Origin of the sequence: Galactobacter sp. (assembly GCF_022712295.1) — a bacterium.
In the GTDB taxonomy this organism is placed as follows: Bacteria; Actinomycetota; Actinomycetes; order Actinomycetales; family Micrococcaceae; genus Galactobacter.
In genome coordinates this window covers 19,097-32,369 of the sequence record NZ_JALAGT010000209.1, presented here as the reverse complement: position 1 = coordinate 32,369, position 13,273 = coordinate 19,097, and the positions used below count along the sequence as shown (strand labels likewise).

General features: G+C 65.4%; 10 protein-coding genes. 9 read left to right on the top strand and 1 reads right to left on the bottom strand.

Annotation, left to right across the window (positions count from 1 at the left end; all coding sequences use genetic code 11):
- The 3 genes from Q0A15_RS14960 to ilvC form a co-directional block, all read left to right on the top strand.
- The coding region (locus Q0A15_RS14960) for a thiamine pyrophosphate-dependent enzyme (protein WP_291280322.1) at positions 1–323 on the top strand (323 nt) is incomplete at its 5' end.
- A 3-nt stretch (positions 324–326) separates the two neighbouring features.
- On the top strand, positions 327–845 hold the full coding sequence (gene ilvN / locus Q0A15_RS14955) for an acetolactate synthase small subunit (protein WP_291280321.1): 519 nt from the start codon (positions 327–329) through the stop codon (positions 843–845).
- A 139-nt stretch (positions 846–984) separates the two neighbouring features.
- Positions 985–2,001, top strand: coding sequence for a ketol-acid reductoisomerase (gene ilvC, locus Q0A15_RS14950; RefSeq protein WP_291280324.1), 1,017 nt, complete (start codon positions 985–987; stop codon positions 1,999–2,001).
- Positions 2,002–2,139: 138 nt separating this feature from the next.
- Here the strand turns inward: ilvC and Q0A15_RS14945 are convergent, their stop codons facing one another.
- Complete coding sequence (locus Q0A15_RS14945) at positions 2,140–3,810, bottom strand: MFS transporter (protein ID WP_291280320.1); 1,671 nt, start codon at positions 3,808–3,810, stop codon at positions 2,140–2,142.
- 260 nt (positions 3,811–4,070) lie between these two features.
- Between Q0A15_RS14945 and Q0A15_RS14940 the strand changes: the two genes are divergently transcribed.
- The 6 genes from Q0A15_RS14940 to metG all read left to right on the top strand — a co-directional run bounded on the left by Q0A15_RS14940 (position 4,071) and on the right by metG (position 13,201).
- Positions 4,071–5,300, top strand: coding sequence for an MFS transporter (locus Q0A15_RS14940; protein ID WP_291280319.1), 1,230 nt, complete (start codon positions 4,071–4,073; stop codon positions 5,298–5,300).
- Between the two features lie 63 nt (positions 5,301–5,363).
- Positions 5,364–6,353 (top strand): bile acid:sodium symporter family protein, encoded by a 990-nt coding sequence (locus Q0A15_RS14935; RefSeq protein ID WP_291280318.1) that lies wholly within the window; start codon positions 5,364–5,366, stop codon positions 6,351–6,353.
- Positions 6,354–6,511: 158 nt separating this feature from the next.
- Entirely contained in the window at positions 6,512–8,467 is a 1,956-nt protein-coding gene (locus Q0A15_RS14930) for a hypothetical protein (protein ID WP_291280317.1), read from the top strand.
- Between the two features lie 148 nt (positions 8,468–8,615).
- A complete protein-coding gene (gene serA / locus Q0A15_RS14925) occupies positions 8,616–10,214 on the top strand; it encodes a phosphoglycerate dehydrogenase (protein WP_291280316.1) in 1,599 nt (532 codons plus the stop codon).
- Positions 10,215–10,388: 174 nt separating this feature from the next.
- Entirely contained in the window at positions 10,389–11,591 is a 1,203-nt protein-coding gene (locus Q0A15_RS14920; protein WP_291280315.1) for an LCP family protein, read from the top strand.
- A gap of 50 nt (positions 11,592–11,641) precedes the next feature.
- The gene (metG, locus tag Q0A15_RS14915; RefSeq protein ID WP_291280314.1) at positions 11,642–13,201 is read left to right on the top strand and encodes a methionine--tRNA ligase; all 1,560 of its coding nucleotides are present in this window, start codon (positions 11,642–11,644) and stop codon (positions 13,199–13,201) included.
- The last annotated feature ends 72 nt before the right edge of the window (positions 13,202–13,273 follow it).

Here is a 13,273-nt window from a genome sequence, read left to right as displayed (position 1 = left end):
TGGGCATGGTGCGCCAGTGGCAGACCCTCTTCTACGACGGCCGCTACTCCAACACCGAGCTCAACACCGGCAAGGACTCCATCCGCGTTCCCGACTTCGTGAAGATGGCGGACGCCTACGGATGCGTGGGTCTGCGCTGTGAGCGCGAGGAGGATCTGGACTCGGTGATCGAACAGGCCCTGGCCATCAACGACCGCCCGGTGATCGTGGACTTCGTGGTGTCGAAGGACGCCATGGTGTGGCCCATGGTCCCCTCGGGGGTCAGCAACGACGCCATTCAAATCGCTCGGGGACTCACCCCCGAGTGGGACGAGGAGGACTGAGACGTGTCTCGCCATACGCTTTCCGTGCTGGTCGAGGACGTCCCCGGCGCCCTCACCCGCGTGGCCGGGCTCTTTGCCCGCCGCGCCTTCAACATCGACTCGCTCGCCGTGGGTCCCACCGAGGTGGACGGGCTCTCCCGCATGACCGTGGTCGTGGACGCAGAGGGTGATCTCCTTGAACAGGTGACCAAACAGCTGAACAAGCTGGTCAACGTCATCAAGATCGTGGAGCTGGCCCCCGATTCCTCGGTGCAGCGCGACCACGTCCTGGTCAAGGTCAAGGCTGATGCTGCGACCCGCATCCAGGTCACTCAGGCGGCGGACTTCTTCCGCGCCAGAGTCGTGGACGTGTCCCCGGACTCCGTGGTCCTGGAGGCCACCGGTGCCTCGGACAAGATCAAGGCGCTTCTCGACGTGCTGGAGCCCTTCGGGATCCGTGAGATCGTCGAGTCCGGGACGCTGGCCATCGGCCGCGGCCACAAGTCGATGTCGGAGCGCGCTCTGCGCGCGGTCTCCGCTTAGAGCAACCAACCCAAGTACCATGTTCGACGGTCGGTGACCACCGGCCGTCGGGCACCCCACCCAAGCCCCCTTCCGTAGGTCGCGTCCGCGGCCTGCGGGAACATACAGTCAGAAAGAGGAATCCCACGTGACTGCAACGATGTACTACGAGGACGACGCCGACCTGAGCTTCCTGCAGGACAAGAAGGTCGCCGTGATCGGCTTCGGCTCCCAGGGTCACGCCCACGCGCTGAGCCTGCGCGACTCCGGCATCGATGTGCGCATCGGCCTGGCCGAGGGCTCCAAGTCCAAGGAGAAGGCCGAGGCCCAGGGCCTGCGCGTCCTCCCCACGGCCGAGGCCGCTGCCGAGGCCGACGTCATCATGATCCTGGCTCCCGACCAGGTGCAGGCCAAGATCTACGAGGAGTCCATCAAGGACAACCTGAAGGCCGGCGACACCATCGCGTTCGGCCACGGCTTCAATGTTCGCTTCGGCTACATCAAGGCTCCTGAAAACGTCAACGTCATCATGATCGCCCCCAAGGGCCCGGGCCATGTGGTGCGCCGCGAGTTCGAGGCAGGCCGTGGTGTGCCGGACCTGATCGCTGTGGAGCAGGACGCCACCGGCGACGCCAAGCAGATCGCTCTGGCTTGGGCCAAGGGCATCGGCGGCACCCGTGCGGGCGTCATCGAGACCACCTTCACCGAGGAGACCGAGTCCGATCTCTTCGGCGAGCAGGCCGTGCTCTGCGGTGGTACGTCCAAGCTGATCCAGTACGGCTTCGAGGTCCTCACCGAGGCCGGCTACGCCCCGGAGATCGCCTACTTCGAGGTGCTGCACGAGCTGAAGCTCATCGTCGACCTCATCAACGAGGGTGGCATCACCAAGCAGCGCTGGTCCGTCTCCGACACCGCTGAGTACGGCGACTACGTGTCCGGCCCCCGCGTCATCACCCCGGATGTGAAGGAGCACATGAAGGAGGTCCTCGCGGACATCCAGAACGGCAACTTCGCCAAGCGCTTCATGGACGATCAGGCCGCTGGCGCTCCCGAGTTCAAGAAGCTGCGCGAGGAGGGCGAGATCCACCCGATCGAGGCCACCGGCCGCGAGCTGCGCAAGCTCTTCTCCTGGATCGCCAACGACGACGACTACACCGAGGGTCACGCCGTTCGCTGATTCTCCTGTGACTGGCCCGCTGAGGCCGTGTTGTTGACGAATGCGCCCCCGGAACTCGACCGAGTTCCGGGGGCGCATTCGTCGTGGTGGTGGGGCTGCGGCCCACCCAAAGGGTGACCGCATCCGAGGCGTGCGGTTTCAGCCCCGGCGCGCGCCCGTGGTGACGGCCTGCCGTGCGTCGGTGGTGACGGCCTGCCGTGCGTCCGAGTCATCGGACTCGTCAGGCGCGTCGTCCTCGTGGGAAGCCTGGGGCGTGGACGCAGTGATGACCGGTAGCCCCACCGGGGCGGCCCACGTGTCCTCGGATGCCGTGACCTCGGTGGCGGTGTCCTCCGCCGGATCGAACGCCTGGGCTTCGTGCAGGGAGGCCAGCCCCGGGGACGGAATGGAACCGGTCTGTGCGGCGTCTGCAGCTGAGCCGCCGACCACGGCAAGACCTTCGGAATCATCGCTGTCAACGGGGGTTGATGCGCTCGGCGCGTCGTGATCCTCCGAGGCCCGGTATTCGGACTGCACCACGGCCATGGCCCCCGTGAGCGCGGGAATCGAGGAGGTGAACAGCGGAACGGCCTCGGTGCGCGGCTCGGCCGCATCCACCACGGGCTGCAGCGCCTTACGTGCCAGCAAGGTCAGCCCGACGGTCAACAGCATCAAGGCCGCACCGACCCAGGCGGTAGCGGAGTAGCCCACGCCGGTGACGACCATGCCGCCAAGGAAGGAACCGGCTGAGATGCCCACGTTGGAGGAGGCGTTGATCCACGCGCCGGCCATCTCGGGATTCTTCTTCCCGATGCGCACCAGAGCGGACTGGTAGACGGATCCCACGGGGCCGAACGCTGCGACCCACATGGTGGCCAGAACCAGCAGCGGCCACAGGAACCCTGCGCCAACGGCCGTGAGGACCAATCCCACGCACAGTGACGACGGGATGATCACGAGCCACCTGTAGGGGTGGGCGTCCAGATGCCGTGCGGTGACCTGGATGCCGATCAGCCCGGCGAGGCCGAAGACCACCAGGACGGGGCTCAGCCATCCGGACGCCAGGCCGGACGAGAGCAGCATGGGGGAGACGTAGGTGTAGAGCGTGTAGTGGCCCAGGAACACCAACCCGTTCAGCCCCACCACGGTCATGAGCTTGCCGCCGCCCGGGACGAGTTCTGGCGCACCCACAGGATCGTGCTCGATCTTGGGCAGGTACACCAGGGCGGCCAGGAATGCCCCGGCCATGATGAGAGCCAGCGTGGCGAAGGTGACCCGCCAGCCGAACAAGGACGCCAACAACGTCCCAGCGGGAACGCCCAGGATCTGACCGGCGGATCCGCCGACGGCGACGATGGCCATGGCGCGGCCGATCTGGCCCTTGGGCGCAATACGCGACGAGTACCCGATGGACAGGGCGAAGAACAGAGCATGTGCCGTTCCACCGATCGCGCGAGCCAGGACCAGCCATCCGAAGTTGGGTGCCACCGTCGCCACCAGGTTGGAGACCACGAAGACGGCCATGGTGGTCAGCAGCAGCTGCTTGCGGCCGATGGCGTAGGTCAGCAGGGTCAGAGGTACCGACCCGAACGCCACGAGCGCGGCGTACAGGGTGACCAACAGGCCAGCGGTGTGCTCGGCGATCCCGAGGGAGTCGCTGACCACGGGCATCATGCCTACAGGCGCCATCTCGGTGGTGATGGCAGCGAAGACGGCCACGGCCAGGATGTACAGTCCGGTCCAGGAGCCCTTTTTGGCTGCGGCGGACTTGGGCACAGCGGTCCCGCTGGGAGTGATGGGCTTGGGTGGGTTCGCGTTTGAACGTGACACAGGGCAACTCCTGTGATGTGCGGGTGGACAGTCGGTCAAGTGGGCGTCGTTGTCCTTCGCGCGTACGCGTCCACCAAGTCTAGAGCCGTGCCCCGGGGGTCTGTCAGCCCCCTCTGCGTGTGTATTGCGCCACCGGTGATTCTCACGTCGGTGGCTCACTCCCCATGCCCGACGCCGCGGGGCGGCTTGCCCCGTTCAGCTTGGTTTGGTGTCCGCACGGCGAGTCGGGGGCAACGTCCAGTGGTGGCTAGGCTGAGCTGGTGCCAACTCGTGACTCCGTGACCGCCGTTCCAGCGTTCCGCGGTCTGTGGTTGGCGACAGCCGCGGGAGATGCCGCGAGGCAGGTGGCGCTCTTCGCCACGTCGGTCATTCTGACCGTGACCTTGGGGGCCTCGGCCTTCGAAGTCGGTTTGGCGAGTCCGCTGTCCAACGCAGGCGCGCTGATATTCGGGTTGGTGGCCGGCACCTTCGTGGACCGGTGGGGGAGCAGGCGCACCCTGATCGGTGGCGTGTGGGTCAGGTTCATCGCCTACGCGATCCCGCTGATGGCCTGGTGGATGGGGTGGCTGGCCGGGTGGCAGTTGCTGGCGTGCGTCCTGCTCGCCTCGATCGCGGACACCTTCTATTCGGCCGCGCATTCGGCGGTCTTGCCCGCCGTGGTGGGCCGGGCCAGGGTGGCCGACGGCTCCGCCCGCCTTCAGGCCACCGATCAAGTCATCTGGCTGCTGGGACCGTCGCTGGCGGGGGCACTCGTGAAGTGGGTGGCTGCTCCCATGCTGCTCGTTGCTTCGGCCGTCGGGCAGTTGGTCGCTGCGGCTGGGCTGCGCAGGATTCCTCGTGACCAACCCGTTCCGTCCACGCAGCAGCCCGAGGGGTTCCGTGAATCGGTGAGGACCGGGCTTCGCTTCCTGGTGCGCGCCAGATGGATCGGGGCCATTGCCCTGGCCGCGTCGCTGAACAATGCGGCGGCCGGATTCTTTGGCGCCTCGGAGGCGGTATTCCTCCTTCGGGACCTGGGTTTCTCCACGTTGGCCTATGGTGTCGTGACGGCCGTATCCGGGGTTGGCGGTATCTTGGGCGCCGTGATCACCCCGCGTCTGGGGCGCGCTTGGGGACCATTCCGGACCCTGCTCACCGGGGCTTGCATGATGCCGCTCTTCTTTGCACTGCTTCCCCTCTCAGGCGTGGCACTGCAGCTGGGGTACGGATGGGCCATCGGTTGCGCGTCGCTGTCCATGTTCGGATTCGGCCTGTGCATCGGGCTCTTCGGGGTGTCCAGCGCCGGCCTCACCGCCAGGCTCACGCCGAAGCGGTTGTTGGCCAGGGTCTCGTCCACCCGCAGGACCTTCACGCAAGGTGCCGTGGTGGTCGGCGGACTGCTCGGTGCCCTTGCAGCGCAAACCTTCGGCGCCACCGTTCCGCTCGTGATCGCGGTGGCCGTGTCGGCTACGCAGCTGATTCCGTTGTCACTGGCGACCCGGAGGTCGTAATCAGCTGGTGACACGGTGTTAACTTTCTGGGGTGCCCGACGGCGTCTGCAATAACCTGCAACCATGTCATCCAACCATCCATCGTCGACGTCGACGAGTACCAAGCCCTCCCTGAGCACCGAGGATCGCTCGGCCCGCGTGGCCGTCACGGTCTTCCCCCTGCTCATCCTGGTCGCCGCAGCCATCGGGTTCTTCCTTCCGGACTTCGGCCAGAAGCTGGCCCCGGGAGTGAACACTTACCTCGGCATCATCATGTTCGCCATGGGTCTGACCCTGACCCTGCCCGACTTCGCCCTGGTGGCCAAGCGCCCCATCCCGGTCCTCATCGGCGTGGTGGCGCAGTACGTGATCATGCCGCTGCTCGGCTTCGGTGTGAGTTGGGCACTGCAGCTGGACCCGGCGCTCGCCGCTGGTGTGATCCTGGTTGGTTGTGCGCCAGGTGGCACGTCCTCGAACGTCATCACGTACCTGTCCAAGGCTGATACCGCCCTCTCGGTGACGATGACGTCCATCTCCACGCTGCTTGCCCCGATCTTCACCCCGCTGCTGACGCTGTGGCTGGCTGGTCAGTACATGCCCGTGGATGCCGGGGACATGGCGCTGTCCATCGTGAAGATCGTGCTGATCCCTGTGATTGCCGGCCTGGTCATCCGTCTGCTCTTCGGCAAGCTCGTGGACAAGATCCTGCCCGGCCTGCCTTGGTTGTCCGTGGTGGGCATCTCGCTCGTGGTGATCGCTGTGGTCTCCGGTAGCGCCGACAAGGTCGTCGACGCTGGTCTCATCGTGTTGCTGGCCGTGGTGTTGCACAACGGTCTGGGCTACCTGCTCGGCTACTGGGTTGCTCGCCTGTGCCGCGTTCCGGTCCGTTCCGCCCGCACCACCTCCATCGAGGTCGGCATGCAGAACTCAGGTCTGGCCGCAGGCCTGGCAGCGAAGTACTTCGCTCCGGAGGCCGCCCTACCCGGCGCCGTGTTCTCCATCTGGCACAACCTCTCCGGCGCCGTGCTGGCCATGTACTACCGCCGCAGCGCGGACAAACACCAGCAGGACTGACCGCACTCGCGTCCGTCGCCCCGCTCGGGACCGGCTCCGGCCGTCGCCTGGGCGGGGCGTCGTTCTTGGTGGCTGACGACGAGTGACCGGCACGGAGTTCACCCAGGTTTCACGTCAGGTCTGCCGGGCGGACTGTTGGGGATGTCATGGTGGACACCGTGGAACAGACCATCGAACGCGTCCGGACTCCTGCACCATTGTCAGCGCAGGAGTACAAACGGCTGCATCCGCTGAACAAGCGTCATCGCTGGCTCATCAACAGGATCAGCGCAACACGTATGGTTCCGGCCCTCGCCGAGCGCATGCCCACGCAGCTGTGCACCGTGTCTCTGGAGGCAGCCGGTCTACGTGTGACCCGGCTGCCGGACTGCCCAGCGGGTACGCCGGCAGGTCCCGACGCCATACTGCATCTCTTACAGGCCTTGGGAAGCTTGCGGATCCGGCCGGTAGCTTGGGGGACGGCCGAGGGGCAACGGCTGGAGGCCAACGAGGACGGATATCGCGTTGACGGGCGGGAAGCCACCGCTCGAGACGTTCTGTCAGTCGTCCGGATCATGTCCGCCGCTCAACGTTGTGTCATCACGACCGAACGGGTGCGCACACCGCCACGGGACCTCGTGAGGGTGTACCTGGGCCGAGCCAAGCACCGCGCAACGGTGTTGCAGATGGGCATGCTGGTCGCAGCCGAGGATCGGCACGATCAGCAGGCAGACACGGCCTCGCTCCCGTTGGGGCTGGTTCGCACTGTGGAAGACGTCTTCAGCGACCCAGAGGCTCGCTTCCGATTCATCAGCGCTGATCTGCTGGTGGAATCGGACGGGACATGGTCTTTGGAGGACCTCGCCACTGAGCCGAGGTACCCCGACCAGGGATTCACGGAACAGGCCAGGCGTTTCCTTGGCCAGCGGGCACGGCGCCGACGCGAACGCGAACTGGAGCTGGCTCGCGAGCTGCAGGACGCACCGGAGCCGGTGACATCCGCGGAACGCAGGTTTGCCCAGCGTCACGGATTCTCGCCGGACACCGTGCGCCGTTTCGGCATCGACCGCGACAACGTCCATAGATACGTTTCCGAACGTGACTACCTCGGGGCCCAGCCGTTCAACGATCCAGCGGCGGACAGGGCCTTGAACCGTTTGGGTGCGGACGGGGGGCATTGCCCGGCGGAGGCACTGTATTCCATCCGGCAGGAGGGCAAGATACTGCGCATTCGTCCGTTGGCGGGTCCGTACACACGCAGCGACGAAGCAGTCAGCGACGTGGTGGACGCAGTGCATCGAGTCAGCGGGGCGATGTTGGGCCCGGCGGTGTGGAATCCGGCGTCCCTGTGGCGAGTGGATGTTCCTGACGCGGCCGGCGATTCTGCACGTGCGGACGTCTTGGTCAACGGCATCGGGTACTCGGCCGACGAGTTCGAACTGCTGCTGCGCGCGATGGCCGCGGAACAACCAGTGACCTTGAGCGCAGGCGGGGGCAGGGGTGCCACCCCACAACATTTCTCCACGGATGACTCGGTCCAGATCCGGGTGACCATGATCCGCGAACAGGGGGAGAAGCCTTACGTGGCAGATGCCTTCGTAGTGGGCCACCACCACCGCAGGTACCGGAAGGAGTTCCGCAAGGCGGGGCAATTGGTCGGTACCGAACAGACCAGGTGGCCCGGGGCGTCGACCATGTACCGGAATCGGGACACCAGTCACGAGGCGGCCGAGGCGCATATGACCGCGGGTCGGCGCGCGGGCGTGGAGGTGTGGCCGGAGGGCCTCCGTGATCTGGGTGGTGTGGACCTGGTGGGGCGTATCTATCCGGAGACCGGACGCGTGGAGTCAGGTAGGGCCATGGTCGGCACGGAGTTGTATGAATACATCCTCCACCCTGTGACACAGCAGCCTCTGCGCACCACGATCAACGGTTGGGACGCGCTCGTCGCCGATCTGGAACGCAGATGCGAGTCCTCGCCGCAGCTGAGCTTCGTGGAGTACACCGCGGTCATCAACTCAAATGGACATCAGATCCTGGGATGTTCCCTCACTCCGCAGTATCCGGTCTGCTACAGGTACTCCGCGGCGTCAGCGAACTTCATCAAGAGGGCGGCCAAGGCACACAAGAAGTGACCTGCTCGTAACGCCTTCTTCACGCACGCGGTGATCCAACGACCGGCCGGTAGCCTGGCACCTGTCAGTTTCTGGGAGCACCGAGGCTGGCACCCACTTTTACTCTCACGAGGCCTACAAGGGCCCCACCGATCACGAAGGTTGTGCTGTGCCGCAGACCAAGCCCGTCGTACTCATCGCCGAGGAACTCTCGCCCGCCACTGTCGAGGCCCTTGGCCCCGACTTCGAGATCCGCCACACCAACGGTGCCGATCGGTCCGAGCTGCTGCCGGCCATCGCGGACGTGGACGCCATCCTGGTCCGTTCCGCCACCAAGGTCGATGCCGAGGCCATCTCCGCAGCCAAGAACCTCAAGGTCATCGCGCGCGCTGGTGTGGGCCTGGACAACGTGGACATCAAGGCCGCCACTCAGGCCGGCGTGATGGTCGTCAACGCGCCCACCTCCAACGTGATTTCCGCTGCCGAGCTCACGGTGGGTCACATCCTCGCCGCCGCCCGTAACATCCCGGCGGCCTCCGCCTCCCTGAAGGCCGGTGAGTGGAAGCGCTCCAGGTTCTCCGGCGTGGAACTCTACGAGAAGACCCTGGGCGTCATCGGTCTGGGCCGCATCGGTGCCCTCGTTGCAGCTCGCTTGCAGGCCTTCGGCGTCAGCGTCGTGGCTTACGACCCCTACGTGACCCCGGCGCGCGCACAGCAGCTCGGCGTCAAGCTGCTCACCCTCGACGAGCTGCTCGCCACGGCGGACTTCATCACCATCCACATGCCCAAGACCCCCGAGACCACGGGCATGATCTCCACCGAGCAGTTCGCGAAGATGAAGCCCTCCGCGTTCGTGTTCAACGTGGCCCGCGGCGGCCTCATCGACGAGCAAGCGCTCTACACGGCGCTGTCCGAGCACACCATCGCGGGTGCGGGCATCGACGTGTACACCACCGAGCCCCCGCACGAGCTGGACTTCATCGGGCTGGACAACGTCAACGTCACCCCGCACCTTGGCGCCTCCACTGCCGAGGCCCAGGAGAAGGCCGGCGTCGCCGTCGCCAAGTCCGTCCGACTCGCCCTGGCGGGCGAACTCGTGCCCGACGCCGTGAACGTCGCCGGTGGCGTCATCGACCAAGACGTGCGTCCGGGGATCCCGCTGGCCGAGAAGCTCGGCCGGATCTTCTCCGCCCTCGGCCAGGGGGAACGCCTCGAGTCCGTTGCCCTCAACGTGGCAGGTGAGATCGCCGTCAAGGACGTCACCAGCCTGAAGCTGGCAGCGCTGAAGGGCGTCTTCAAGGACGTGGTCTCCGATCAGGTTTCTTACGTCAACGCTCCGGTGCTCGCAGAGCAGCGCGGTGTGGAGACCCGACTGACCACCACCGAGGAGTCCGAGGACTACCGCAACCAGCTCACCGTGTCCGGTGCTCTGACCTCTGGAGAACAGATCTCCGTGGCGGGCACCCTCACCGGGCCCAAGCAGATCCAGAAGCTCGTGGGTGTCCAGGGCTACGCGGTGGAGATCGAGCTCTCCGAGCACCTGCTCGTGATCCGCTACACCGACCGTCCGGGCGTGATCGGCACCCTGGGCCAGGCCTTGGGCGAGGCCGACGTGAACATTGCAGGCATGCAGGTCTCCCGCTCTTCGCAGGGCGGCGAAGCCGTGGCCGTCGTGACCATCGACAACGCCCTCCCCGAGGGTGTGCTCGAGCATGTTTCCGAGGCCGTCGGCGCCTCCTCCGCACGTGAGGTGAACCTGGAGGACTGATCTGCTCGCCCTGTGGTCGCAACCACGGGATGATCGGGGCCAGCCAAGATCAGCCCCGGGGATGATGGGACTTCCCAGACACAGTGCATACTGTGGCTAGGAGAGTTCATCAGCTCCGGGGCTTTTCTGTGCGGTCCTGGAGGTTCTTCCCCAGCGCAGCTACAGGAGTAAGTCATGGGCAAGGATCGCGACGAGGACGTCTTCGGATTGCGTCCACCTCCGGACACCCAGGAACTGCCGGTGGTGCAGGCCCGGTCGGAACGACCAGCCTACGAGCAACAGCCTCAGCCGCAGTCCGTCCCGGAGACCTATGCTGCTCAGCCACAGACTCCTCAGAACAACGGTGGCGGCGCGGGCGGGTATCCAGGTGGTCCGGGGCAGCCCGGCCAGCCCGAACAGCCGCCGCGGCGCCCCAAGAAACGCCATCCGGTCCGCAAGTTCTTCGTGACGCTGTTGATCATCCTGCTGGTGCTGCTGGCCGCCGGCGCCGGTTATGGGTGGTGGCTGCTGCACAAGTTCGACTCACAGTCGCAAACCATCGAGAACGCCTTGCCGGACTATGAAGGCAGGCCGGCTGGAGGGCCGGGGACCAACATCTTGCTGTTGGGCTCAGACACCCGGGCGGAGTCCGGCAGTGCGGGTGAAGCGGCCGCCGCATCCGGCCGTACCGACACCATGATGTTCGTCCACGTTCCCAAGGGCGGCGGAAACGTCACCGTGACGTCCATCATGCGAGACACCTGGGTGCCGATCCCGGGCCATGGCGAGGCCAAGATCAATGCGGCCTTCGCCTACGGGGGAGTTCCTTTGGCAGCGCAGACGGTGGAGCAGTTGCTCGACACCCGGATCGATCACGTGGCGACCATCGACTTCTCGGGCTTCAAGGGCCTGGTGGATGCATTGGGCGGAGTGAAGGTGGACGTCCCCGTCCCGTTCGAGAAGGACGGGACCAAGTTCGAGGGAAGCATGACCTTGAACGGCGACCAGGCGCTGACCTTCGCCAGGGAACGGAAGTCGTTCAAGACCGGCGACTATCAGCGGGTGCAGGACCAGCAGATCCTGATCAAAGCCATCATGTCCAAGGCGGCAACGCCGTCCACGCTGGCCAACCCGGTGAAGTTGAACAACGTGGTGGATGATTTCAGCCCCTACATCGGCGTTGACGAGGATTTCTCGGGCACGGAGATCGCCAAGCTGGGATGGGGGCTGCGCGGTGGCGGAGACAGCGTCAAGATGTTCACGCTGCCGAACCTCGGCACCGGCTGGGCCGGCGGCCAGTCGATTGTGCAGCCGGACATGGACGCCATCTCGGACTTCTCCGAGGCGTTGAAGAAGGATGACATGGATGCGTTCGTGAAGGATCACAAGCTGGATTGAGTGCGTGACACGAGTGGTGCAGGCATGTGCAACCGGTAGACTTGAGACTCGTGAGTGCAACGCCAGAGAACCAGTCCTTCTACATCACCACGGCGATCTCGTATCCGAATGGTGACCCGCACATCGGGCATGCATATGAGTACATCGCCACCGATGCCATGGCTCGATTCAAGCGCCTGGACGGGAAGGACGTCTTCTTCCTGACGGGAACCGATGAGCACGGTCAGAAGATGTTGCAGACGGCAGAGAAGCAGGGCATCACTGCAGCCGAGCTCGCGCGCAAGAACTCCGACCGGTTCCAGGCCTGCCAGGACGAACTCGGCATCAGCTACGACCGCTTCATCCGCACCACCGACGCCGACCATCATGCGGCCGCGCAGGCGCTCTGGAAGCGGATGGAGGCCAACGGGGACATCTACCTGGACAAGTACTCCGGCTGGTACTCCGTGCGTGACGAGGCGTTCTATGGCGATGACGAGATCGAGGTCCGCGACGGCGTCCGCTACTCCAAGGAGACTGACACCGAGCTGACCTGGACCGAAGAGGAGTCCTACTTCTTCCGGCTCTCCGCATACCAGGACAAGCTGTTGGCCTGGTACGAGCAGCACCCGGACTTCGCCGCACCGCGATCACGCTTCAACGAGGTCATCCGCTTCGTGGAACGCGGCCTGACGGACCTGTCCGTCTCCCGCACCACCTTCGACTGGGGGATCCCGGTTCCGGGGGATCCCAAGCATGTGATGTACGTGTGGGTGGATGCACTGACCAACTACCTCACCGGCGTGGGCTTCCCCGATACGGAGTCTGCTGCGTTCCAGCGTTACTGGCCCGCCGATGTGCACGTGATCGGCAAGGACATCTCGCGCTTCCACGCCATCTACTGGCCGGCATTCCTCATGTCCGCAGGCCTCGAGCTGCCCCAGCGGATCATGATCCACGGCTTCCTCAACAACAACGGCGAGAAGATGTCCAAGTCCTTGGGCAACGTGGTCTCCCCTGAGGATTTCGTCCAGACCTATGGGTTGGACCAGTCCCGCTTCTTCTTCCTGCGTGAGGTGCCCTTCGGCGCTGACGGCTCCTACTCCCACGAGGCCATCGTGGGCCGTATGAACGCTGACCTCGCCAACAACTTGGGCAACCTGGCGCAGCGTTCGCTGTCCATGGTCGCGAAGAACCTGGAGGGCAAGGTCCCCGAGCACGGCGACCTGACGGCGGAGGACCAGGCGTTGCTCGCGGCGGCCACGGCACTGCTGGAGACCAGCCGCGACCACTATTCGCGACAGGAATTCTCGCTGGCGTTGGAGGCCACCTGGACCGTGCTGCATTCTGCCAACCAGTACTTTGCCGAACAGCAGCCGTGGGTGCTGCGCAAGACGGACCCGGCACGGATGGCAGACGTCCTGTGGGTCACCATGGAGGTTCTCCGTCGCGTGGTGCTGCTGACTCAGCCAGTCATGCCGGATGCCTCCGCGAAGCTCTTGGACGCGCTGGGCGTTCCCAGCGGTGGGGCCCGGACCTTCGACGCCTTCGACGACGAGGTGCCCGTGGGCACGCAGCTGCCCAAGCCCGAGCCTGTGTTCCCCAAGTTCGAGGAACCAACTCTCGCTTGATCGTCTGCTCTGCGATATGAAATCGGCCGTATCGCGTTCCTCCTCGGAACGCGATACGGCCGGTCCCGTTTG

Coding starts and splice junctions, on each gene's coding strand:
- Q0A15_RS14935 (WP_291280318.1), top strand. CDS start 5,364: ATGTCATCCAACCATCCATCGTCGACGTCGACGAGTACCAAGCCCTCC.
- Q0A15_RS14920 (WP_291280315.1), top strand. CDS start 10,389: ATGGGCAAGGATCGCGACGAGGACGTCTTCGGATTGCGTCCACCTCCG.
- ilvC (WP_291280324.1), top strand. CDS start 985: ATGTACTACGAGGACGACGCCGACCTGAGCTTCCTGCAGGACAAGAAG.